Origin of the sequence: Lysinibacillus sphaericus, from assembly GCF_015844675.1 — a bacterium.
GTDB classification, from domain to species: Bacteria; Bacillota; Bacilli; order Bacillales_A; family Planococcaceae; genus Lysinibacillus; species Lysinibacillus sphaericus_E.
The window spans coordinates 77497-103340 of the sequence record NZ_LDGC01000076.1 but is presented as its reverse complement, the minus strand read 5'-3'; the positions used below and the strand labels follow the sequence as shown (position 1 = coordinate 103340).

The window sequence follows — 25844 nt, the reverse complement described above, 5'->3', positions numbered from 1 at the left end:
CCTGCATCTGTATCGCCTTTATACTCATCAATCGCAATCGCTTTTGGTAAACGTACACCCTCTACTAATTGTTTATTCGCTACCTTTTTAAAACGGCGAATGACCGTCGTGGTTGATGTACCTAGTACTTCTGCAGCTTCTTTAAATGTTTTGGCCTTAATAGCGCGTATACTCACTACTTGATTCCATTCCTTTGAATAACGTTGATATTTATCTACGAAGGGGGATTTTTCAGAGAAACGCTTTCCGCATTTACAAACATAACGACGACGCTTATAGAAAAGAATCGTTAAACGTTCAAACCATTTTAAATGATTGATCTTCTGTATACGATAATCATGAACCTTCGATGTTTCTTTTTTACAAGCTGGACATTGATGCGTACATTTAGGTAATTGTACATACAATGCGATTCGATCGCCTACTTCTTCTACTTTCGTAATCTCTACATCTTTTAATCCTGGGATATTCATGTTAAAATTCATTTGCACAGTTCACCTTTCTATTACTTGTTTCTCGACAATTCAAGTATATATAAATCGGTGAATCTGTGCTTTTTTTATGCGTGTAATTGTGTGAATACCCCAACAAATATTATAGAACCGAAAAATACATAACATATTAGAATACAAAACGAATTAAGGGCCACGTTAAAAGACATGAGTCCGATACAAAATATCGAACTCATGCCCAAACCTCTGCATAATGAAATAACTCTGTCTAACATTTGAAGGTCACTTCATTACCATGGGGAATTTTACTATTCTTTTGCTATGCTTACTGAACTAAAAGTCGCTATCGAATAATTCAATATAATGCAGACCGTTTTATAGCTTGTTTATATCAATAATTTCTATTTTCCGAATCGAAATAATAAAAAATAGTGTTTATTTACAATATAGATTGTAGATAGTTAGGCACTGAATCTAAGTCCATAAATTGAATCCCTTTAAGATTATCTTTTTCACACAATGATTTAAATCTCTCTGAACAAAACAGGTACCTTCCCAGTTTTAAATCGCTTAATTGAAATAAATCAAGATCAGTGTCTTTTATCACCAACTTTATATACTTATCAACGAAACTTCCACCAACTTTTAATTTTGCATTACTTGGAACTTCTCTTGTAAGGTACTCAGATTTATCATAATCAACTAATGAATGTCTTTTAATACATTTAATAAAGAAAAATAAATCTTTTACTTTTGGTTTACCTTTTGTACTAACAACATGTAAATTAGCTATACCATAATCCTGTAATATATTTACTTGATCCATTGAAGATAAAAATTTTTCAGAGATTACATGACCAAAGAAATTTTCGTAGTAGTCAAATTGAACTTTGCTTCTCGTTATTAACCAAAGTTCTTTTGGGAAATCCATTTGTTCAATAAAAGGTCGATTCCAATTATAGCTCATTCCTTCGTCATATTTCTCATCAGTATAGCTTTCGTGCAAAACACCATCTAAATAGATGGGGGAATTTGCACTATCATTGACTAACATAAAATATTTCATAAAATTACCCCAATCGTTTACAAGTTGGATATTTTTTTGATGGTACATAATCTTTACTAAAATGTCCTGTTTGCAGTTGATTTTTAAGTTGCATTTGCAGTTTACGTACTTGTGTTCTAGCTTGTTTTTCATTTATAAAACCATCATCAAAATCTTCATATATAGTGGCTACTCTGTTCATTACATTCTTATTATAAGCACTATGAGAAGTATTATGAATAAAATCAAATGTACTACCTTTTAAAGTATCCGGATTACTAGGAATCATCATACCATTAAAAGCTTGATCTCTTAAACCTCCAATACCAATATCATTGAAAAATGTTTGATATTGCTTCCAAACATTTGTCGGAATCACATGATGAGCCTGAAAACCTGTAAAGTTTCTCCCTTTAAAACCTTTTTGAACATTACCTGAGAGTATTGTACTTGGCGCTCTCGATAATCCAAATGGATCAATACAACTATTCGTATCACTTACATATCCATATAGTGTAGGATTGTTTCCTGCAAGTCCTATAGGGTCTTGTTGGATATAAACCCCTTCGTTCGGCGAGTAATATCGGAATCGGTTGTAGTACAAGTCTGTTTCCTCATCCATATACTGTCCCTGAAAACGGAATGGAATGAAACCTTTATATCCTGTAAGTTCCTTACCTTGTCCATAGATGTTAAGTTCTATAGACCAGACTTGGTTTCCTTCCTCATCGTACGCCTCTACAGGAGTACCTTGATAATCACTGATAATACTAAAGTTACCTTCATTGGTAATTTTAGCTGATGGTGTAAGTGAATTATCTTCATACACCCATGTTACGAGATTTCCCTGTTGGTTTGTATTCGCATCTTGGGTACTTATCGTACTTGCCTTTACTACCCACTCATGTAAAGTCGTATTGCCATCCCAGACAAAGTGAGTCGCTTTTCCTTCACAATTTTTTTCCACACGTCTACCAAGTGGATCGTATTTGAAAATAATCACTTTGTTTAAAGTTGAATTGTCCTTTGATAAGAACACAACCTTTGACATCATCCCATTACCATCGTATTCGTACTCCCACGCATCACCAGTTCTTTCAACTTTCTGAATCAGATTACCTTCATCATCATAAGAGAATGTTGCCTCTTTCGTTTCAAGCAATCTACTTCCGACACCATAGACACGATCTGTCTTTTCTTTTGTTTCATACAGATTCCCGACATCATCGACACTGCGGTGTAAGAAGTCAAATTGACCGCCCTGATTGGACCAAACTAGGTTACTGAATTCATCGTAACCATAGGTCATTTGTACACCCGTTAACTCATTTACCTTGCTTCGTAAGCGATTATTGGCATCCCAATTGTACACTCGTCTTCGTGTTTGACGATTTTGACTACATATTCGATGCTGTGTCGGTCTACCAGTTACATCATATTTCCATTTACTAACGACATCCCCTGGTAGGATTTTCTCAATCTCTTGTCCAAGAGCATTGTACTGAATCGTTGCTGTCCAATGGTCTTGAGCTGAGCGAGAAGCTGTAATTTGCGACACATTTCCAATTTCATTACGAGCGACATCGATGTTTGCACCTAAGCTACTTGTAATTTGTGAGCGATTACCTATTTCATCATAGCTACTTCCAATCCAATGGTCATTTTGCCACTCCTTGATTACTTGTCCAGATTGGTCTCGCTCAAACTTTACAGTCACATGTTCATTTTCAGTCTCAATTAACGAACCATTTTTGTCATAGCCAAACGTTTCCCAAGTGTCATCGTAATAATCAGCACGAATTATATTTCCTAGGCCGTCATGCTGATACGCTGTCCAACGATTACCTGGACGTTGAATCCTTTGAACCAATCCTGCTGGACTTCGCTCATACGTTCTTTCAGCCTCATCAAAGCCAATTTCCTTGATGATATTCCCTTTCGCATCACGTTCAAACTGATACGTTTCGCCTCTTTCGTTGATCACAGCGTTTAACTGCTCCTCTGTATCATAGGTGAATTTGACTTTCTTCCCACCCTGTTCTCGAGAAATTAAACTGCCAAGAATGGTGTAATCAAAGGCTACTTGCGTATGGTTATCCCTTGCAATAACAATATCGTCATAGGCATTGTACTTTAATTGAACGTCGTTTCCATCTGAAAGATTTGCCCGTACAAGGCGATTCAAGTTATCGTAACGGAATTTTTCTGTAGCCCCTAGCGGATTGGTCGTTGTCGTGCAGTTACCACGACGATCATACGCCCATGTCGAACTTGTCCCGTCTGGTAATGTCACTTGACTCAGGTTTAGATCAGCATCATAAGCTAAGCTTACCACATGGTCTTGCGCATTTGTCACCGTTTTAATTAAACATTTCTCATTATAGGAAAATTCAGTTTTTGTGCCGTCTTCTAAAACATTTGCCTGTATTGTACTATCTTCATTATAAATCCATTGACGACTTCCGCCCTCTGCGTTTACAACTTGAACCAACCTATCTTTCTCATCATACTGAGAGGATACGGTACTGCCATCTGCAAGAGTAATCGTTACTGGATTTGCCCACTCATCATAGCTATATGCCGTGACACGACCATCTTCATCTACTTCTTGGAGTAATTCAAAGTCCCCATTATATTCATAGCTTACTTCACTACCATCTGGATGAACAATTTTCGTACATAGATTATCTTCATTGAAATAATAATAACTCTTATGGCCTAAACTATTCGTAATCTCATTATAGCCGTCATGATATGAAAGCTCCCCTGCAAGGACATTGCCATCTCCCCATGTTTTGATTACTCGAGCCCCTGTAGTCGACCCATCATAGCGCCAGAAGAAGCTATTTTTATTGCGATCCGTTTTTTGCATCATTAAGTGATTAACATATTTTAAATGCGTACTTTGCCCTAACGCATCTTGGATTTCGACTAAATCTTGTCCATCATTGTAAACATAGCGAACTAAGACTTCACGGCTCATCTGGTTACGTAAGGCAACTTCAGTCATTCTGCCTACCTCATTAGTAGTAACTTCGAGCACTCTTCCAACACTGTCGGTTACTTGGGATAGGAAACCTTTAAGGTTATACGTAAATTGAATATGATGCACTTGCTCATTTCTTACTTCTTTTAATCGGTATGTTGTTTCTGTTATTTGTTCAAATACATAAATCAATCGTGTATCATGCTCAAATAGATGATATTCCTCACCTGTATTTGTTAAAGTCATTCTTTCTCGTTTGTTTAAATACGGCAAGTTTATTGGTAAAATTGGAAAACTAACTGCGCGACCATCCGTCACAATAATCCCAATCAGGTCATCTTCTTCAAATATCTCTAAGGCTAGATCGTATGTAAAGTGCATACCATGACCTGTTAAGCCAATCCGACTACTATCACTGTACCAAGCGCGTTCCCATGAAAGGGGGATAGGTCCAGGCAGTTCAAAGTCGACGCCTTCATAAATCATACGCCCTGTAATTAAATCAACGGGCTCAAACCCTCTTTTACAGAATTTTTCACTTAACCCTTTTGTACAATTAAATTTCTTTAATACCCCATGATTAAATTTCGTTAGCCCAGCTTTTGCCATAGCTTTCATTCCGTCTACTGCCTTCGACGCAGCGAGCAATTCATCCATCGACGAAATTACTTTATCTGCGGCCGTCTTCACAGCCTTAGATGCTTTGTTAGCTAGTTCCGCTAGTCCCTTTACTGCATCTAACGTTTTAGATACTTTCGGATAAGCTGCCTTCATCCCTTTTGCTAAAGCTTTTGAAGCATCTATTGCCTTATCAGCACCTTTTGCAGCATCAGCAGCTTTATCTAAGAGTTTTGCTCCTTTTTTGACCTTGTAGGCTCCCTTGGCGGCATCACCAACTACTGGGATCGCACCTACTAAGTTCATGGCTGCATCCATGTAATTCCCTCTTGCCAAGCTAATTCCTGCATTCGCAATATCTGCAAATGTACCTATGACAGGAATAAAGCCAGCAACATCCAATGCTGCACTTACGCCATCTACTAATTTACTAAACCAGCCTTTCTTCTCTTTCTTCTCTTCTGCCTTTTGCGGGAAGATTAAGTCAACTTTACTCATAGCTTCGATCGCTTCTTCATTTAACTTCGGTGGTTGACTCTGCTTTTCTATACCTTCTTGATCAATAAGCGTACTAATTAATTGTGTGTCAGCGGCCATTATTACATGACTTTGTTCCTTCGCGGATATCGCAATCCATTCTTCTGCCTCTACGGCTAGCTCTTTCATTCCACTAATTTCGAGTGTTTCATCTGCCGCTAGCATGATGGTACTGTTACTTTGAAATGTTACGCCATCTCCATCATCCATCTTTAAGTCCAAGACACCATCTACTGCACTAAAGGTAATATCACCAACACCTAATGTCACATCTTTCCCTACATTAGTCGCCAATGATTTAACGGTAGTATCCGCCATTTTCTTCATCTGCTTTTGTCCGCCCTCTGGTGTGGCTGGACTGACACGCACCGAGCTGATAACGATAGCTTCTTCTTCAACTGAACTTGGAAAATGCAATTGAGCACGTGCACCTTTTTGAGGCATTAAATACATAACACCATTGGCATCTGCTGAATAAGCAAACCAATGTGCTTTTGCTTGGTCCTGGCTTTTATCGATATCTAAATGAATTTTAACGGTGTTTTGGGTAACATCAATGATCTTTCCTGTAAACGCTGCACCAATGAGATCTAAATTACGTACTAACCGCTGACGAATACTTTTCTCTGGTTGGGCAGTATATTGAAACTTCAACACGCCATCATCAAGATGAGTCTCCCTAGCCGTTACGATATAGGAGCTTCCCTTGAATTGCACCGACGTGCCCAGCTCATGGGCCTCTGTGCTTTCAAACTCACAAAAAGTATAATCGGCTTCACTTACATCCGTACCATCGTTTTCAGTAATCAATCGGTACGCATCGACGTCCATACGGACTATAGACGGCAGGTGGTCGATCGTTATGCTTTTTCTACTTTGAGGTGTACCAAGCCAAAATCGAGCACCTTTTCCTTTTAAATCAGGAAAAACAACCGCATGCAAACGGGAGGCCATTCTTTTAATGAATTCCCAATCTGTTTCTAAGTATTGAATCGCAATACTACCAATGGCTTGACCGTTAGAAGCTTGATCGATGTAATCCCCATTAGGATAGGCGCTTACAATGTTTTTTATTAACTGCATGTACGTCATGTTCACATCTTGAAAAGAACGTGAGCGCTTTGCAATATCCATATTTGCTGTAAAGGATACAGCCTCAACGGAGACATAGTGCACCCCTTGTGATGCTTGCAACTCCGCATTATCAATTCTTCCCGAGAACAATATGGCACTGTCTCGCCCAAATTTCACAACCACTTCATCTGTTTGATTGACCCGCTGAATATACTTTTGCGCTTGCTCTTCAGCGATCATTCCCGTAAAGTACAATCTCGCATGGTCATTGGCCTTATGTTTGATGGTTAGTTTATCTAAATGAATAAGTGAATAGGGCCATTCGAGCACAAGATCTTCATACGTACTAATCATGTGTACTTCCTTTTCTTCTAGCGATTTCATTACTTACCTCCTTTCAATCAACCTCGTCTTTTAAAAACCTTGTAAGTTAAATTCCAACATGCCGCAAGCAATGGCTTTCCAAATATTCATCTCTTTTTTCATACAATTAACCGAGCCCATCGTCATTTCTCGCCTACCTAAAACAAAAACATTAAATTATAAATCTTGTTATCTAGTACTGGCGTCATGAAAATAAATAACCAATTTTTACACCGTTAACTTCATTAATGCCAATATCCAACATTTTCGCAGTTGGCTGTGTTTTTTGAAATATATTCATCATGGACTGTGTGATATCTTTTACTTCTTCTGCTTTTATCTGTTGTTCCATGATTTTCAACATGACGTAGTTTTTTTGTGTTTGTATAGATATAATCGGTATCTACGACTAGATGGATATTTTTTATCTATTATTCAGGTTCCAAACACGTCAAATTTTGAAGGTATACATCCGGATTTTAATCCTCATAAAAACTAATTTCTGTAAACTCATATGTAATAATTAGGGTTCGATGTTCTCCATTCATTCCTTTTGCCTTACATGTCTCTTCATCCATGAAATTCATTGTGTTCTATCCTTTGTTTCAATTTGTATTATTCTTTCTATCTCATAACCTTTTATTTTTTACTTTCCTATTAAATCCTATCGCTAAATTTTGTTTTTTAATTCAGCAATACCCCAAAATTAATTAAATACGGAATAAAAACCATTAATTGGTTATTTTTCTTCATAAATATGCTAATATACCATAGATAAAAAGTCAACATCCATACGAACCGTTATTCAGAATAGACCAAAAATACTGTATATTAGGGAAATTTGAATTTTAGTAGTTAGATATACTGAGTGAGAGATGTTAAAGTGAAACTTTAAACATTAGGTACAAGAAATATAATTAATCGTCAAACTAAGATTACATTCGTGATGGGGAGAATAGTTATAGTTGTAAAATATTTTTATACGATGGTGAAAGTACAAATGCTAAGATCTTCATGTACAAACGCACTCACTTAAAGATGTACACTTTTGATTCACTTTCTTGCATACTAATCATGAGGTGATTAGTGTGTACATAACGCTAGATGTTCAAACGAATTTTGAGATTAACAGTCTTTCAGACTTACCAAAATTCAAACAGCTAATGGAGAATTTAAAGATGAAAATTAATAAGAGTCAGTTGGCAAGAGAAATGGGTGTAGATCGACGTACTGTTGATAAATACTTAAATGGATTTACACCAAAAGGAACAAAAGAAAAGACATCTATTATAGATGATTATTATGAAGTGATTGCAGCTTTATTATCAGAAGATTCGAAGCAAGTATTTTATTACCGTCGTGTACTTTGGCAATATTTGAAGGATAATCATGGCTTAGAGTGTGGTGGTTCAACATTCCGTCGTTATATCGCAAAGACGCCTGAGTTCGCAGCTTATTTTACAGATAGAGTACGTATTCCTTCACCAAAAGGAACGACAAGATTTGAAACTCCACCTGGTCAGCAGGCACAATTTGACTGGAAAGAAAGTATTCCGTTTGAAACAAGTGATGGTGAAAAAGTAGAAGTAAACGTAGGTGCGCTTGTACTTGGATATTCACGATTCCGTGTCTTTACGCTAACATTGCGCAAAACACAAGATATTTTATTTTCATTTTTAACAGAAGCTTTTGAAAAAATTGGCGGTGTTCCAAAAGAAATTGTAACGGATAATCCAAAAACGATTATGGATGAACCACGAACAGAATATAGTTCAGGAAAAGTAAACAGCCGGTTCGCAGCATTTGCGAAGGATTTTGATTTCAAGGTACGACCGTGTATTGCGGGACGTCCTCGAACAAAAGGTAAAGTAGAAACACAGATGAAATTTATAGATGAAATCCATGCGTATCAAGGTCAATTGACCTTAGAAGAGTTATATCAGTTTATTGAAAAATTGATGATTCGTATCAATCAATCTTTTCACCAAGGCTCTGGAAAAATACCTGTATTTGCATTAGAAAAAGAAAAGAGCTCCCTTCTTCCGCTACCAACAGAAAAAATCAGGAACGCTTATCGTATCAAGCATCAGCTTGTACAAGTGAATACATCAAGTATGATATCCCACAAAGCCAACCAGTATTCAGTCATTGGGCAAAAAGTTGGGATACAGATACATGATGATCAATTATGGATTTATTATAACATGGAGTGCATTGCACAACATCCTATATCTAAACGAAAATTAAATATTCGTCCTTCGGATTACAAAGAAACGTTGCAAGTTTCTGCACCTAATTATCCAGATATTGATGCTTTAGCGAAAAATAATCTAAAAGCCATTGGAGAGGTGTATGAAACATGATACAGCAAACAAACTAGCTTCTAAAAAATCTAGAGTATTTAAAATTAAAGCAGATGATCACACATCTAGATGAAGTCGTGGACTTCAGTGTTCATAATCAATTATCGTTTATTGATACGTTGATTAAGCTAACAAATTATGAAATTGATTTACGTGAGCAAAATATGATTCATGCGATGGTAAAAGTGGGTGCATTCCCCAACTTAAAAGAACTAAAGGACTTTGATTTTGACTTTCAACCATCGATAAATCCGCAGCAAATTCATGATTTTACTACACTGCGTTTTATTGAAAGTAGTGAAAACATTGTATTTTTAGGTCCAAGTGGCGTTGGCAAAACGCATTTAGCCTCGGCAATCGGTATCGCAGCTGCAAAAAAACGTACAAGCACGTACTTTGTGAAATGCCATGATTTGATTCAAAACTTAAAAAAGGCTCGCCTAGAGAATCGTCTAGAGAGTCGTTTGAAGCATTACACAAAATATAAGTTACTTATTATTGATAAGATTGGTTATTTACCGATTGATCCGGAGGATACAAAACTATTCTTCCAGTTAATCGATATGCGTTATGAAAAACGTAGCACTATTTTTACGACAAACGTTAACTTCAAGTCCTGGGACGAAGTGTTCCAGGAGCCCAAATTAGCTAATGCGATTTTAGATCGTATTTTACATCACGCAACAGTTGTCACAATTGTCGGCAATTCATATCGTTTGAAGAACCATCTAGCTCCAGAAGGTGAGTAATTTTATACACAATTAAGTGAGCGTTTCTGTACATAGATTAGTTGACATTTGTACAAATAAATATAAACACCAATATGTACATTTTTGCTTGTTTAAAGGTGAATAACTCACTTGTTTTCAGAGTTTAAATGATACTTTAAACTGTTTGAATCATCGACGATTGTGACAACGCTAGCGTGATGTAATAGGCGATCTATTATCGCATTCGATAACTCTGGTTCAGGGAAAATTTCATTCCATGATTTGTAAAGGTCTTTTTTATTTCTCTCCATATATACTGCGTATACATATCTATTTCATCTTGCATGCTAACTACCAGTTCTCTTTGCTTCTTCTTAAGTATTGTCCAATCTAAGCTGCAACTTAATGAGCCTCGCCCCTCTTAAACTCCCATAAGCAAACCCCACAGGGCAATTTCACCTTATGGGGTACACTTCTGTTAATTTATTAAACACTCGGTTCTCTATAAATTAGGTTGCCCTATTCATCATAGTTAAAAATCAGTTGATGGGGAGTACATATTAAATCTCTTCCACCTCATATGTAAACATAGGTTTACATTCACTTTACAAACTTCCTCAATTAACTTACTTTCTTGAACTCTTCTGTTACCAGTAGTCCAGATGTATATTTCACCCTTGTAATTTTCTATAGTATACCATCGATTCCAATTAACATCGTTATATGGAAATACTATTACTTTTGGATCCATAATTACATCTTTATATTTTTCATTAGACTTAAGGAAAGAGAATATCTTCTCGATTACCAAATCTATTTTTCATTATCTTCAAGAACTATTCTGTATTCAATACCCATTTTATCTACACCCATCTCTATGATTCCTTCCTCTTACGACAGGCAAGTCTTTTGGTTATAACCACCATCACCAGACAGAAAAAGCAGACCCTGACTTAAAAAAACCTACGTAAAAAAGGATATTGTATCTCTTCAAACGTAGGTTCTAAAATTATATTTTCTCGGAAATATTACTATTAATTATGAAGTTCATCAAATACTACTCACAAAGATTTTCCTTACACCTTTAGGTTTTGATAAATTCAGCCCAGCCATAACTAATCACCTCATCTTCAGTTGGAAAATCATATTTTGCATATGTGTTAAATGGCAAACATTGTTCCTGAGTTATTTCATATGGACTTTTCCATTCAGACTCACATTCTTTACAACATAAATACAGACTTGATGTTTGAATATCTTTTACAATTATAACCCAGCCTTGGTCACACAATGGGCACCAATCAACTTTATATTCATTTATCATTTTACTCTCTTCTTTCATCATTAGTTATTTTGAAGGAAATGCGGTAACAATTTTATTTGTTCCACCTTCTGTAATAATCGTAACATTATTTAAAACATCACCTGATCCTCTAAATCCACCTTCCAATCCAGCTTCAGGAGAAGGAATTACATATTTATCATTCCCGTTCGGTTGAGTAACAGGGGTTCCTTTATTTGTCCAAGCATCATTAGTTTGAGTAAAACCATCCTCCGAAAATACGCCGTGCTTCGGTTTAGTTAAATCATCAACGTTATGTAGTTCTACATGCTGTTGAGTAGTGTAACCATCGTGCCTTGTTCGGCTCCAATCTGGCTTGTCAATCTCACATTCATTTAATCCAAAAGGATCGATCAATCTATTTGGATCTTTTACATAGCCATACAAAGTGGGATTTCCACCAGTAAGTCCAATCGGATCTATTTGAGTATAATTGCCTTGTTCTGGGTTATAGTAGCGGAATCGATTGTAATACAAACCTGTTTCAACATCTTCGTACTGACCTTGATACCTAAATGGAATGAAATTCTGTTCACCCGTGAACTCCAACACTCGTCCATAAATATCAAGCTCGGCTGACCAAACTTTCTTTCCGTATTCGTCATAGGCTTCTACAGGCGTTCCGAGATAGTCGCTAACAATACTGTAATTACCTTCATTCGTGATTTTAGCAGAAGGTACGAACCTATCGTTAAATACCCATGTAACTAGATTGTCTGGTATTTCAGATTTATTCTGTGAAGAATACTCATCTAGATTTCCATATATATCAGAATTATTCTGTGAGAAATACTCATGTAGAATAGTATTCCCGTCCCAAACAAATTTCGTTATCTTTTCGTTTGAACACTTCTCTATTCGTCTACCTAGTGAGTCATACTTGAAAGTAACTTCTGTGTTGTCTGGCTTGATGACATTAGACATCATCCCATTGCCGTTATACTCATACTTCCACGTATCACCATTCTTCTCAACTTTCTGAATCAGATTACCTTCATCATCATAAGAAAATGTTGCATCTCTCGTTTCAAGCAATCTACTTCCTGCACCATAGACACGATCTGTCTTTTCTTTTGTTTCATACAAATTCCCGACATCATCAACACTGCGGTGTAAGAAATCAAATTGATCGCCTTCATTGGACCACACGAGGTTACTGAATTCATCGTAACCATAGGTAACTTTTACGCCCGTTAACTCATTTACCATGCTACGTAAGCGTTGATTGACGTCCCAATTATAGACTCTTCTTCTTGTATCGCGGTTTTGACTATTTATTCGATGGTGTGTCGGTCTACCTGTTACATCATACTGCCATCTGCTAATGACATCTCCTGGTAAGATTCTCTCAATCTCTTGACCGAGTTCATTGTACTGCATCACTGCTGTCCAGTTTTCTTGCTCTGACCGAGAGGCTGTGATGTGTGACACATTCCCCATTTCATTACGAGCGACATCGATTTTTGCGCCTAAGCTACTTGTAATCTGCGAACGGTTGCCTAATTCATCGTAGCTACTCGCAATCCAATGGTCGCTCTGCCACTCCTTGATGACTTTGCCAGATGGGTTTCGTTCCAGCTTTACTTTCACATGCTCATTTTCAGTCTCAATTAAAGAACCATTTTTGTCATAGCCAAACGTTTCCCAGGTATCATCATAATAATCAGCTCGAATGACATTCCCTATACCATCATGTTGATATGCTGTCCAACGATCACCAGGACGTTGAATTCTCTGAACTAATCCTGCCAGACTTCGATCATACGTTCTTTCCATCTCATCAAAGCCGATTTCCTTGATGATATTCCCTTTCGTATCACGTTCAAACTGATACGCTTCGCCTTTTTCATTGATGACAGCGGTTAACTGCTCCTCTGTATCATAGGTGAATTTGACTATCTTTCCACCTTGTTCTCGAGACACCAAGCTACCAAGAATGGTATAATCATAGGTTGCTTGCGTATGGTTATCTTTTGCAAAAATGACATCGTCATAGGCATTGTACTTTAATTGAACGTCGTTACCATCTGAAAGATTTGCCCGTACTAAACGATTCAAGTTATCATAACGGAATTTCTCTGTGGCACCTAGCGGATTGGTTGTTGTTGTGCAGTTACCTCGACGGTCATATTCCCATGTTGAACTCGTCCCGTCTGGCAATGTTACTTGACTCAGGTTCGAATCAGCATCATAAGCTAAGCTTACCATATGGCCTTGCGCATTTGTCACTGTTTCGATTAAATAGTTCTCATTATAAGAAAATTCAGTCTTTGTTCCATCTTCTGAAACATTCGCCTGTAATGTTCCATCTTCATTATAAATCCACTGACGACTTCCGCCCTCTGCGTTTACTGCCTGAATCAGCCTATCCTTCTCATCATACTTTGAAGATAAAATACTGCCATCTGCACGAGTAATGGTCACTGGATTTGCCCACTCATCATAGCTATATGATGTGACACGTCCATCTTCATCTACTGTTTGGAGTAATTCAAAGTCCTCATTATATTGATAGCTGACTTCACTACCATCTGGATGAACAATTTTAGTACAGAGATTATCTTCGTTGAAATAATAATAACTCTTATGGCCTAAGCTATTCGTAATTTCGTTATACCCCTCGTGATAAGAAAGCTCATAAGCAAGGACATTTCCATCTCCCCATGTTTTGATGACTCGTGCACCTGTAGTTGGGCCATCATAGCGCCAGAAGAAGCTATTTTTATTGCGATCCGTTTTTTGCATCATTAAGTGATTCACATATTTTAAATGCGTACTTTGTCCTAATGCATCTTGGATTTCGACTAAATCTTGTCCATCATTATATACATAGCGAACTAAGACTTCACGGCTCATCTGGTTGCGTAAGGCAACTTCTGTCATTCTGCCTACCTCATTAGTAGTTACTTCGAGTACTCTTCCAACACTGTCAGTTACTTGGGATAGGAAACCTTTAAGGTTATACGCAAATTGAATATGATGCGCTTGCTCATTTCTTACTTCTTTTAATCGGTAAGCTGTTTCTGTTATTTGTTCAAATACATATATCAATCGTGTATCATGCTCAAATAGATGATACTCCTCACCTGTATTTGTTAAGGTCATTCTTTCTACCTTGTTAAAATAAGGCAAGTTTATTGGTAAAATTGGAAACCCTATTGCGCGACCATCTGTCACAACGATCCCAATCAGGTCTTCTTCTTCAAAAATTTCTAAGGCTAGATCATATGTAAAGTGCATACCATGACCTGACAAGCCAATCCGACTACTATCACTGTACCATGCGCGTTCCCATGAAAGGGGGATAGGCCCAGGTAGTTCAAAGTCGATACCTTCATAAATCATACGCCCGGTAATTGCATCTACAGGATCCCCACATGTTTGTCTACGTTTTTTACTTTCCCCAGCTGTACACTTTTGCTTGTTTGATCCTTTACGATTAAATTTCTTTAGTGCGTCCTTGGCCATATCCTTCATACCATCTAATGCCTTTGACACACCGAGCAATTCATCCATCGACGAAATGACTTTATCTGCAGCCGTCTTCACAGCCTTAGATGCTTTGTTTGCTAGTTCCGCTAGTCCCTTTACTGCATCTAACGTTTTAGATACTTTCGGATAAGCTGCCTTCATCCCTTTTGCTAAAGCTTTTGAAGCATCTATTGCCTTATCAGCACCTTTTGCGGCATCAGCAGCTTTATCTAAGAGTTTTGCCCCTTTTTTGACCTTGTAGGCTCCCTTGGCGGCATCACCAACTACTGGAATTGCACCTACTAAGTTCATGGCTGCATCCATGTAATTCCCTCTTGCCAAGCTAATTCCTGCATTCGCAATATCTGCAAATGTACCGATGACAGGAATAAATCCAGCAACATCCAATGCTGCACTTACGCCATCTACTAATTTACTAAACCAGCCTTTTTTCTCTTTCTTCTCTTCTGCCTTTTGAGGGAAGATTAAGTCAACTTTTGTCATAGCTTCAATCGCTTCTTCATTTAACTTCGGTGGCTGGCTTTGTTTCTCAATACCTTCTTGATCAATAAGCGTACTAATTAATTGTGTATCAGCGGCCATAATCACATGACTTTGCTCCTTCGCTGATATCGCAATCCATTCTTCTGCCTCTACGGCTAGCTCTTTCATGCCACTAATTTCGAGAGTTTCATCGGCCGCTAGCATGATGGTACTGTTACTTTGAAATGTTACGCCATCTCCATCATCCATCTTTAAGTCCAATACCCCATCTACTGCACTAAAGGTAATATCACCAACACCTAATGTCACATCTTTCCCAACATTAGTCGCCAATGATTTAACGGTACTGTCCGCCATTTTCTTCGTCTGCTTTTGCCCGCCCTCAGGTGTGGCTGGATTGACACGCACTGAGCTGATAACGATGGCATCTTCTTCAACTGCACTTGGAAAATGCAATTGAGCACGTGCACCTATTTGAGGCATTAAATACATAACACCATTGGCATCTGCAGAATATGCAAACCAATGTGCCTTTCCTTGATCCTGGCTTTTATCGATATCTAAATGAATTTTTACGGTGTTTTGCGTAACATCAATGATCTTTCCTGTAAATGCTGCACCAATAAGATCTAAATTACGTACTAACCGCTGACGAATACTTTTTTCTGGTTGGGCAGTATATTGGAACTTCAACACGCCATCATCAAGATGGGTTTCCCTAGCCGTTACGATATAGGAACTTCCCTTGAATTGCACCAATGTGCCCAGCTCATGAGCCTCTGTGCTTTCAAACTCACAAAAAGTATAATCGGCTTCACTTACATCCGTGCCATCGTTTTCAGTAATCAACCGATACGCATCGACGTCCATCCGTACTATAGAAGGCAGATGGTCGATCGTTATGCTTTTTCTACTTTGAGGTGTACCAAGCCAAAATCGAGCACCTTTTCCTTTTAAATCAGGAAAAACAACGGCGTGCAAACGGGAGGCCATTCTTTTAATAAATTCCCAATCTGTTTCTAAGTATTGAATCGCAATACTACCAATGGCTTGACCGTTAGAAGCTTGGTCGATGTAATCCCCATTAGGATAGGCGCTTACGATGTTTTTTATTAACTGCACGTATGTCATGTTCGCATCTTGAAAAGAACGTGAGCGCTTTGCAATATCCATATTTGCCGTAAATGATACAGCCTCAACGGAAACATAGTGCACCCCTTGTGATGCCTGTAACTCCGCATTATCAATTCTTCCTGAGAACAAAATGGCACTGTCTCGCCCAAATTTCACAACCACTTCATCTGTTTGATTGACCCGCTGAATATACTTTTGCGCTTGTTCTTCAGCAATCATTCCCGTAAAGTACAATCTTGCATGGTCATTGGCTTTATGTTTAATGGTTAGTTTATCTAAATGAATAAGTGGATATGGCCATTCGAGCACAAGATCCTCATACGTACTAACCATGTGTACTTCTTTTTCTTCTAGCGATTTCATTACTTACCTCCTTTCAATCTACCTCGTCTTTTAAAAACCTTGTTTCGGTATTTCTACTTCCTCTTGACCGTCATGAATAATTTCGATTTTGCCTCCACCTGCTGAGCATTGGGTATGGCAGCGGCTTAATAACGCTTGCTTTCCCTCGATATTGACATTTTCCATGCCTTCCAACCAATCAATAGAACATGTTGGTGTACATGGCTTTTGCAACTGTAAACAAACCCCAAAGGTTGGAATGTTGTCAGGGTTTCGATCCCCTACATTCATTACGGCTTTCTCTTTAATATAAACGCCATGGTCTTGCGGCAAATTTAAATAATTGAGATGGCTACCAAACTCACAAGAAATGATTGCTCCATGTACCACATAACTAAATTGCTCCTGTTCCGAACCTTCTGTTTCCAAACTTTCTACAACTTGAGCCATTAATTATCCTTCCTTTCGTATCGATTGAACACTGTTTCAAACTACGACAGTGTTTTGGAATGATTTTGGCTTATCATCATAGCGTGTAGTTGATTTCCGTTCCGACTGGGCGCTTTGCCGCTGCCGCTTCGCTTTCGCGCAGAGCAGAGCTTCCTGAGGGCGTCCGATGAGCCGCTTCACTCGCGTTGCTCGCTCCAGGGTCTCGGGCCAATACGATGTTGGTCACGGAGGCGTTATCACAGGATGTGATGCCTTTAGTCTCCGTTCCTCTATCGCTAATCCCCAAGGAGTCGCACAGTCTCCACTCCAATCAACTTATATAAATGAACATTAACAAATGTCATCCACAACTTTTGATAATGAGCCATGATTTATTAGAATGATCTATCGTCCTTGTAGTTTTACTCGTTGCAACTGAATCCCGAGATATGGTCGTCGTAGCATACTTTCTGCCACGTCTAAATTGACGATGGTGAACGATTCCTTTTTGCCGTCGACTTGAAAAATACAATCTAGTTCCACCTTCTTCGGGTCAATTACGAGCTCCTTTATTTGTCCGTCTGGATAATAAGCCGTCTCATCGGAAATACAGTTCTTCTTTACAATGTCCATAAGCCAATGCACACGCTGTGTTCCTTTCTTCACATCCGTAAAGACAATGGCTGTAAATTCTAAGTTATCCTCATATTTCACCAATAACCCTTTTAAATCATCCGACACGATTCTTCGAGGCTTTTCTAAATAATCCAGATATACCGCATTCTCTTTTTCTATTACTTCCCCGAATATAGATGAACAGACAAAGTTATCATCAAGGTCTGTCCTGAAAGGAATAATTGGATTTGTAATGCTTTGATCTTGCCGAACAATAAAATACTCCATCTTTTCCTCCTGTAACTATCATTTATGTCGATTGCAACGTTAATGAATCCAATGAATGTCTTTTATCTGGTCTGGGCTAAATAGACATTTCTCTTGATCGCGTTTAAAGAAGGTAGCTCCTTTTAAATTGGCCCCTGTAAAATTGGCGCCTGCAATCTGCGCAAATTCAAATTTTGCATTTTCCAAATTCGCATGGCTGAAATCAGTGCCTAGGTAACAGGCAACTTCATCATCGGGAAGCATTAGCGTTTTTCCTTGTGCATGTGTAAAATTAGCACCTGCTAAATTGGCATTTCGAAAATCAGCATCTTGAATGGCTGCATAGGAAAAATCAACATTCGCTAAGCTACAATCTACAAAACTAGTCCCGACGCAAACACTTTGCTTCAATGAAGCCCCTTCTAAGTCACTGCCATTGAAATTCGCATAAGAAAAGTCCATTTGGTCAAAAAGTTTTTGCTGTAATGGTAGGCTCGAGAAGTTTTCAAACGTATATGATTTGTCCATCTCGTTTTTCCCTAACCATGAGACAAGATTTTGTTCCACCCGTTCCCGTTCGTCGAGCATCGCAACATCTTCACTAAATCCTTTATATTCACCGACACGAAATCGTAAGCACGCAGCTCGTTGAAAGTCTATTTCAGGTACGCTTTCTTGTTGATAGCGGAAAAGATAGCGCACCAATTGAATGATATACTGATGAAACAGAATCACAGTTTGTTGAATAATTCCTCGAACGTCAGCTGCTTGGATAGTGAGATATGGTTTTCTTTCTTTTTCAAGCGTTTTCTGTAAATCTATAATCGCCTCACTAAGCCATTCCGCTTCATACTGTGCCGTGCATTCTACCCAGTCGTAGTACCATTTTTCTCCATACGCTTCTAGCAAATACGTACACTTGTTATCTAGTAAAGATGTTCGTAGCAAAGAAAAATGAATAAAGGCAACTGGCGCTAACTTCCCTTGCTCTTGCTGATCTCTAATAGTTGCAAACAGCTGTTCAAGCGAGTGAATGATTGGTTTTAGTAAGACTTCCTTCTCTTGGCGAAACTGTCGATCAACCTTCTCTTGTAATCGGCTGATATGAACTGACACGCATTCATCCATAAAATGCTGTAATGCTTCTTCTCGTTTCATGCGTCCACATCCTCACTAATTTGCTCGTACTTCTGTTCCTTTAATCTCCATTTTGTCTTCCATCTTGATTGAACTGTCTTTACAAGTCATCTCTATTTTCTCGGTCGCATTAATCATAATTTGCTTCGCATTGATGGCGACTTTATCTGTTGCTTGTAAGGTAATATTTTTATCACTTATGATGGAAATCCCATTATCATCCATAAGCGAAATCATTAATCCTCCACCAGATATAACAATCCGATCCGGTGCAAGTAGAATTTGTTTGCCGTGCTTCGTTCTGAGCGTTTTGACATCTGGATCTGCCATCCGCGCTGGGTCTTGGCGACTATCCTCTGGTGGTGCAGGTCTTGATCCACCGCCGCCACCGCCACTAGCACCGGCACTTCCACCACTTCCTGAACTAGGTGGATTCGTCGCTGCTAACATCGAACCAGATTGTGGTGGCGCTTTTGATACGGAACTAATCGCAATCCCTTCATCCTCACGATTGCCTGGGAAATAGATTCTAACGTTATCGGATAGCTCCGGCATAAAGTACCATCCTGTATTATCTTCTGATGCATAGATCGTAGAATACGGAAACCAATACGCTGTATCTTTATCTTGACCCTCGTCGAAATCGACATGAATACGAATTTTATCCCCCGCTACATCAATTACTTTTCCTTGAATGGAGGCGCCAATAATAGCTTGATTATAAGTAGTGTGGACACTGAAGCCGTTCTGAGGTGTTAACGTATAAATATGCTTAAACAAGCCATCTTTTAAAGTAGAGTAGATTTTATAGACATACAATTTTTTGGATTGGAATGTCACTTCATTGCCTATTTTGAATGGTTGGAACGATTCTACTTCATAGTACATGTAGTCACTATCAGTAATACCGTCGAGATGATTTTTACTGGACACAAGGAAATTGCCGATTGCCTTTTTAACTCGATAATTGATGGCCTCCATTTTCTGCGTGCCCCCAGCTTGAAACGGTACGCCGAAGTAAAACTTTGCGGCTGGGTGAACCGTATCTGGCACCAGACCTGTATGGAATCTTGATGCCATTCGTTTAAGAAACTCCCAATCTGTCTCTATATATTGCATCGTAAAGCGTCCAATAGTAGCGCCCTTTGAGGCATAATCCATGAAATCTGCACCTTTTTGATCGGCAATACATGCATTTATTAATTCACTATAAGGCATACTCGCATTTTGATAAGTTTGATTTTTCTTCTTCACATCTAACACATACGAATGCGAAACTGCTTTAACCTCCAAATAATAGGTGCCCAAAACCGATTTCACTTGTACATCTAACGCCAGCCCATTGAAAATAGGAATAGTTTGTCCACCACTGCCGATTTGCACGACTTCAATAGCCGTTTCGGCATCCGTCATATACACATAGGAATCTTCGAATTCATCTGGAATTACGCCCGTTAAATGCAATGTAGCATGCTCATTCATTTGTTGCGTAATTTCGATTTGATCGACGCGAATATTATAGGGCATCACGATGATATCTTTATACGTCAAGGCTGTTTCCTTACTCATTCGACAACACCTTCCCCATCTAATAATTTGTTTTCAACAAAGATAGATTCCATCATGCCGTAAGCAATGGGCTTCCAAATATCCATCTCTTTTTTCAAACAATTAACCGAGCCCATCGTCACATTCTCGCCTACTATAAACAAAAACATTAAATTATAAATCTTGTTATCTAGTGCTGGCGAAATGAAATCAAAGTAACCAATTTGTAGACCGTTAACTTCATTCATGCCGGTATCCAACATTTTTGTAGTGGGCTGCGTTTTTTGAAGGATATTCCTCATAGCCTCTGTGAAGTCTTCTAATTCTTCTTCTTTTACTTGTTGTTCCATGATTTTCAGTGTGACATTGATGGATGTACTTTCGCTTGTATAAATATAATCAGGTCTACGACTGGATGGATATTTAATATCCATTAATTCAGGCTCCATCACATCAAAAGTTGCAGGCATACACATCCGGATTTGACCCACATAAAAACTCATTTCTTTAAACTCAATCGTTTCATCTTCAATCATGAGCTGACCATCTTTAATCGCTTTCACAATATCCGTATTTAATAATTGGTTTTCGATGTTCTCCATTCGTTTCTTCTGCCTTGCATGTTTCGTCATCTCAATAACTTCTTCATCCATGAAATTCATTTTTTTCGCTCCTTTGTTTCGATTCTTTTTTCTCTATCTCATAGCCTTGTCATTTTTTGCTTTCCTATTAAGGCTAACTCAGCTGACATGATCGAAAATAGCTTCGGCATACGAAACGAAATCTTTCCTTCCATGACATGCTGAATCAATGACTGGTATTTCCTGTTCATCTATATTGACAAAGTACTAGGAAATGCTCTTCATACGGTGTTTAACTTTCTTATAAAGCCGTTTCCATTTGAGTTATTTCACGTTGTCTGTCCTCGACCGTTTTTTTCATCAGTAGACCATCAGCTAGTCAACAATCATGCGCTTTGGTCGCCCTTGACTATGCCCTGTCATTCGACCACCACGTTTTGATTCCAATAAAATACGGTTCAAGTATTTATGAATCTGACTATTAGAAAATGTTTGGTAGTCTAGCTCTAGCCGATTGCAAATATAGAAATCGATTGCATCTCGTTGAACCCGCTCCTGATTTATGCACTCTAAAGCAAAAGCTATATCGTACGGATTCGTTGGGCGATTTTTTAACAGCTCTCGTGCAAAATAGTGCAAAATGATTGGATGGTAAGTGCTTTTTTGAAAACCTGCATACTGACTGTGAAGATAATTAACCGTATTGTATTCAGTCGCAATATCGGAAAAATCATTATACTCCGAACGAAGTTTTGCACCCGATTTTAATTTAAAGCGCGCCAACTCTAGCTCATTATTTGCAAGCTCTAATGAATCATCTAGGACTATTTCTGTCGTGAAGTTTCTAAAATCTAATTCATTCACTTCTTCAGCAAATCGTACTTTTAAAATCGTTTCGCTTCCTGTTGCCTCATAAGGAAGCTCGTAGCTACTATGTAGCATATAGAGCTTTCCGTTATGTTTGATAATGCCTTTCGCTATTATGAGGCTTTTATCTGCTACGACAATATTGGCACCAGCAATAATGCCATTAGAATAATCTTGGAAATATAAATCTAAAAATTCTCTTGGGTAATCTCGCAAATTTTCTAGCATTTCTCGCTTTAAAATGCGGCCCTTTTGAAAATGTGGATATTGATTGGCAAACAAGCTGTCACCCACCTCTTTTCTTGTTTTTCAATGATCAATTATGCCTCGGCATAATTGTTGCTGTCGCTTTGCTTTCGCGCAGATAAACAATGCGTCCGAAATCGCCTTTGTAGGTGAACATCCTCTGGAAATCCAATGACTTCTCAGGGGTACCGGATCACTTTCGGGGACTACCCGATCACTTCTCTGGGGTACCCGATCACTTTCGGGGTCTACCCGATCACTTCTCTAGGGTACCTGATCACTTTCGGGGCTTACCCGATCACTTCTCTAGGGTACCTGATCACTTTCGGGGTCTACCCGATAACTTCTCTGGGGTACCTGATCACTTTCGGGGACTACCCGATCACTTTCGGGGACTACCCGATCACTTCTCTGGGGTACCTGATCACTTTCGGGGACTACCCGATCACTTTTCTGGGGTACCTGATCACTTTCGGGGCCTACCCGATCACTTCTCAGGGGTACCTGATCATTTAATAAACCCTTTCCATCCGACGAAGGTGTTACTTTAATCCATCAAAGAAATCCAGCTCAGACAAATCGGTTTCAAAAGCAAAGAACTCCTTGCTTCCAATAAACAACTGTTCGTCTTTTCTTGCTACTGGAACTACATGGAAACCCCAATTATCTTCGCCTGCAAAGACAAAGAACTTCACTTCTCCATTGGTGATGGAATCCGTCTCGTCCTGCGGAATTTTATCTTGATACTGCATGGCAATATTCTCATATAGAACAGGTGCATAATCTTCCTGACGATTTAAGTAAGTGTATTTATACGATGAGTGATCGTCGTTGCCTGTGAGGAAGAACTCCACCTCTTTTACACCCCATGGGCGAGAAATCGTACCGTGAATTTGATTCAATCTTTCTAAGCTACTAATTAGTAATTTTTCCTGACGATTATGTGTAAAGGCACTGACAGCATATGGGACAACTGGCGCATGGTTCGTCACTTCTGTTTCAATCATGCCGATTTTCTTGGCATTTAAATAACGAAGCGCTCCCCTTAAACAAGCAAGCTTTAACTCTGGAACTTTACCGATATTTTCAGCCTTTTGTCTAAACTCAATGCTGCGTCCTGGTACAAATTCCTTTAATGCCTCGCGAAATGCGTCTATTTTACAGGATTGTCCCGTCAATTTAATGATGGAATAGTCACTCAGAATGCCACTCTCATAAAATTCCTCTAAAAACTCTCGTACGATATCATAAATATCCGCCTTTATGAGATGATTGATTTCTTTAATGTTGAAAAAGACATTCGGGAAGTCATATACTTCTTTAAATTGATTATTTTCTACCAACGACAGGCACCAGCGATCTACTGCTGTGACATTTAAATCACTATCGTGCTGCATATCGCTATCCGCATAGAAACGACTTCTTAATATACCTGTTTTGCGGAAAAATTCCTTCTTCATCTCTTCTGCCATTTCCCATAAGAAATAGTAATTATTGCGGACACGTAGGTATTCATCACGTGTGCGATTTTCATATTCCTTAAAGCGTGTAGGGATAATAGTTTCGGCATCTACAAAGGCTTTTTCGAATTGCTCGTACACCGCTTCTACGCCATGATCGTCGACATATCGATAAATATCCTTACCTGGAATATCGATTAATGCATCGATATCATAATCATTTTTTCCTCGACTATAATAGTTGGCAAATACGATTTTCATAAATTGGAAAATGCGATACGTAATATTGTTGCCACCAAAATTCGTATCTCCATTTTCATAAGTAGTATGAATATCAATTTTGTAAGAAATATGGCCGTCCTCTATGCGAAACTTACAAGAAGAAAGGTCTGTTGTTCCGCCTCCACAATCAATCACAAGCGCTTTATATTCCTTGCCATCGAGAAAACTATCATTCTCTATTTGATTGGCGATTGTATTATAAAGAACTGACATCCCTTCATCGAGAGCATGCTCAGTTTCGATTTGGTATTCGGGTAAAATCGCACGAAACATATCTAAAAATTGTGTTTTCAGCTTAACAGGACTGGAAATATGTAAATGCTTGAAGCGACATTTAAATTGATGCTCCGCCATTCGAATAATATAAAGCATAAACTCTCTTAAAATTTGACTGCGTGGAACAAGTGCAGTATTCCCGTTAGCATCCATCACCTCTTCCAGCTTGGCATAGTTACTAACCCATCGCTTAATACCTTGAAATTTCGTAGCCAATGATGTATAGCTATTTTTTTTCATCATTTTTAACGCTTCATAGCCGTAGTAATAGTTCACTTGGTCTGCATTTGAACAATCTGCGACAGTCATGACCGTCGGTACTACTTCAATCCATTCGTTTTGATGAAGTGGATCTGGGAATTGCACAAAATTGATGCTATTTAGCTGAATTCTGTCATTTAATAAATCATGACTGCAAGGAGAGGACACATAATCACTCTCTAAATAAACACCTGCCGTTGTATTTGTTGTACCAAAGTCAATCGCAAGAATGGCATTCGTTGTTTCCAGCTGTTTCATCTCTAAATCTGGTATTGGAACTTTATAATAATGAAGATTTGTTGGCGGAAGTGGGGTCTCCTGATAATACGTCTTATAGATATACTCAGAATCTTGCTTTCTTAAAAAAATAAAGCTGTAGTTTTTATTGTTTGTCTTCCGAATACCAATTGCTTGGTCAGCAGCGAAATAGTATTGATTTGGGACTTCGTCGTCTTTAAGGATATTAAGGATGCCACAAAGTTCCAGCTGCTCATTGACTAGCAGTACGTTAGATTCAACAAGAAAACCGCCTGTTTCCAAGAAATACTGATCGGGTTTATCAATCTTCATTCCGCTATATAAGCTCATTTTGGCAGGAATTTTAATGTCACCATTGTCAGACATAGGTGTTTTTAAATACTCTTGCATGGCCGCTTCTACTCGTTCAAAGCCCCCATCCTTTTTTTCTCTAATAAGAGGGTTTTCTTCAGAGCCACGGTATCTTAAAATTTTGTCGATTAACTCGTCTCTTGTCAGTGTATTAATAAGCCCAGTCACAAGCTTTTCCTTATAGCAAATATTTCTAAGCTGGAAGGTTGTCATTTCCATTAGTTCTACTCGTGTATAGGTCATATATTTCTTTTCTGTATTACGCTTATTGGCATACAGCTTATATGAATATTTAGTTGTCATTGGAATCCCTCCTCTTCCCTAT

The 25844-nt window shown here is 38.4% G+C and carries 15 protein-coding genes and 1 pseudogene; 2 read left to right on the top strand and 14 right to left on the bottom strand.

The features are described from left to right. From ABE34_RS20120 to ABE34_RS20105, 4 genes are all read right to left on the bottom strand, one after another. Positions 1-485 (bottom strand): transposase family protein (locus ABE34_RS20120; RefSeq protein WP_197141398.1); only part of this gene is annotated, 485 nt, incomplete at its 3' end. Between the two features lie 406 nt (positions 486-891). Then, positions 892-1518: an Imm43 family immunity protein gene (locus ABE34_RS20115; protein WP_036124943.1), complete on the bottom strand. Its 627-nt coding sequence runs from the start codon at positions 1516-1518 to the stop codon at positions 892-894. Positions 1519-1522: 4 nt separating this feature from the next. Further along, positions 1523-7096, bottom strand: a complete 5574-nt coding sequence (locus ABE34_RS20110) for a DUF6531 domain-containing protein (protein ID WP_197144226.1) — start codon at positions 7094-7096, stop codon at positions 1523-1525. A gap of 184 nt (positions 7097-7280) precedes the next feature. Further along, on the bottom strand, positions 7281-7427 hold the full coding sequence (locus ABE34_RS20105) for a hypothetical protein (protein ID WP_197144225.1): 147 nt from the start codon (positions 7425-7427) through the stop codon (positions 7281-7283). Positions 7428-8163: 736 nt separating this feature from the next. Here ABE34_RS20105 and istA point away from each other — a divergent pair. Together istA and istB are read left to right on the top strand one after the other, a co-directional pair. After that, a complete protein-coding gene (gene istA, locus ABE34_RS20100) occupies positions 8164-9438 on the top strand; it encodes an IS21 family transposase (protein WP_197144224.1) in 1275 nt (424 codons plus the stop codon). A 17-nt stretch (positions 9439-9455) separates the two neighbouring features. Then, a pseudogene (gene istB, locus ABE34_RS20095) lies at positions 9456-10187 on the top strand (IS21-like element helper ATPase IstB); the annotation flags it as partial. Between the two features lie 107 nt (positions 10188-10294). Here the strand turns inward: istB and ABE34_RS20090 are convergent. From ABE34_RS20090 to ABE34_RS20045, 10 genes are all read right to left on the bottom strand, one after another. Then, complete coding sequence (locus ABE34_RS20090; RefSeq protein WP_197144222.1) at positions 10295-10459, bottom strand: ATP-binding protein; 165 nt, start codon at positions 10457-10459, stop codon at positions 10295-10297. Between the two features lie 773 nt (positions 10460-11232). Continuing rightward, a complete protein-coding gene (locus ABE34_RS20085) occupies positions 11233-11472 on the bottom strand; it encodes a hypothetical protein (RefSeq protein ID WP_197229940.1) in 240 nt (79 codons plus the stop codon). A gap of 24 nt (positions 11473-11496) precedes the next feature. Continuing rightward, a complete protein-coding gene (locus tag ABE34_RS20080; protein WP_197144220.1) occupies positions 11497-16962 on the bottom strand; it encodes an RHS repeat-associated core domain-containing protein in 5466 nt (1821 codons plus the stop codon). A 30-nt stretch (positions 16963-16992) separates the two neighbouring features. Continuing rightward, entirely contained in the window at positions 16993-17391 is a 399-nt protein-coding gene (locus tag ABE34_RS20075) for a DUF4280 domain-containing protein (RefSeq protein ID WP_197144219.1), read from the bottom strand. A 384-nt stretch (positions 17392-17775) separates the two neighbouring features. Next, a complete protein-coding gene (locus tag ABE34_RS20070) occupies positions 17776-18273 on the bottom strand; it encodes a hypothetical protein (RefSeq protein ID WP_197144218.1) in 498 nt (165 codons plus the stop codon). 39 nt (positions 18274-18312) lie between these two features. Continuing rightward, a complete protein-coding gene (locus ABE34_RS20065; RefSeq protein ID WP_197144217.1) occupies positions 18313-19410 on the bottom strand; it encodes a pentapeptide repeat-containing protein in 1098 nt (365 codons plus the stop codon). A 15-nt stretch (positions 19411-19425) separates the two neighbouring features. Further along, entirely contained in the window at positions 19426-20958 is a 1533-nt protein-coding gene (locus ABE34_RS20060; protein WP_197144216.1) for a phage baseplate assembly protein V, read from the bottom strand. Further along, on the bottom strand, positions 20955-21599 hold the full coding sequence (locus tag ABE34_RS20055) for a hypothetical protein (RefSeq protein WP_197144215.1): 645 nt from the start codon (positions 21597-21599) through the stop codon (positions 20955-20957). Before ABE34_RS20055 ends, ABE34_RS20060 begins: the two co-directional genes overlap by 4 nt. Before the next feature lie 294 nt (positions 21600-21893). Further along, positions 21894-22667, bottom strand: a complete 774-nt coding sequence (locus ABE34_RS20050; protein ID WP_197144214.1) for a DNA and RNA helicase — start codon at positions 22665-22667, stop codon at positions 21894-21896. Positions 22668-23173: 506 nt separating this feature from the next. Beyond that, on the bottom strand, positions 23174-25822 hold the full coding sequence (locus tag ABE34_RS20045; RefSeq protein WP_197144213.1) for a molecular chaperone: 2649 nt from the start codon (positions 25820-25822) through the stop codon (positions 23174-23176). Positions 25823-25844: the final 22 nt, after the last annotated feature.

Coding starts and splice junctions, on each gene's coding strand:
- ABE34_RS20105 (WP_197144225.1), bottom strand. CDS start 7,427: ATGGAACAACAGATAAAAGCAGAAGAAGTAAAAGATATCACACAGTCC.
- ABE34_RS20070 (WP_197144218.1), bottom strand. CDS start 18,273: ATGGAGTATTTTATTGTTCGGCAAGATCAAAGCATTACAAATCCAATT.
- ABE34_RS20055 (WP_197144215.1), bottom strand. CDS start 21,599: ATGAATTTCATGGATGAAGAAGTTATTGAGATGACGAAACATGCAAGG.
- ABE34_RS20110 (WP_197144226.1), bottom strand. CDS start 7,096: ATGAAATCGCTAGAAGAAAAGGAAGTACACATGATTAGTACGTATGAA.
- ABE34_RS20090 (WP_197144222.1), bottom strand. CDS start 10,459: ATGGAGAGAAATAAAAAAGACCTTTACAAATCATGGAATGAAATTTTC.
- ABE34_RS20045 (WP_197144213.1), bottom strand. CDS start 25,822: ATGACAACTAAATATTCATATAAGCTGTATGCCAATAAGCGTAATACA.
- ABE34_RS20115 (WP_036124943.1), bottom strand. CDS start 1,518: ATGAAATATTTTATGTTAGTCAATGATAGTGCAAATTCCCCCATCTAT.
- ABE34_RS20075 (WP_197144219.1), bottom strand. CDS start 17,391: ATGGCTCAAGTTGTAGAAAGTTTGGAAACAGAAGGTTCGGAACAGGAG.
- ABE34_RS20065 (WP_197144217.1), bottom strand. CDS start 19,410: ATGAAACGAGAAGAAGCATTACAGCATTTTATGGATGAATGCGTGTCA.
- ABE34_RS20060 (WP_197144216.1), bottom strand. CDS start 20,958: ATGAGTAAGGAAACAGCCTTGACGTATAAAGATATCATCGTGATGCCC.
- ABE34_RS20085 (WP_197229940.1), bottom strand. CDS start 11,472: ATGATAAATGAATATAAAGTTGATTGGTGCCCATTGTGTGACCAAGGC.
- ABE34_RS20080 (WP_197144220.1), bottom strand. CDS start 16,962: ATGAAATCGCTAGAAGAAAAAGAAGTACACATGGTTAGTACGTATGAG.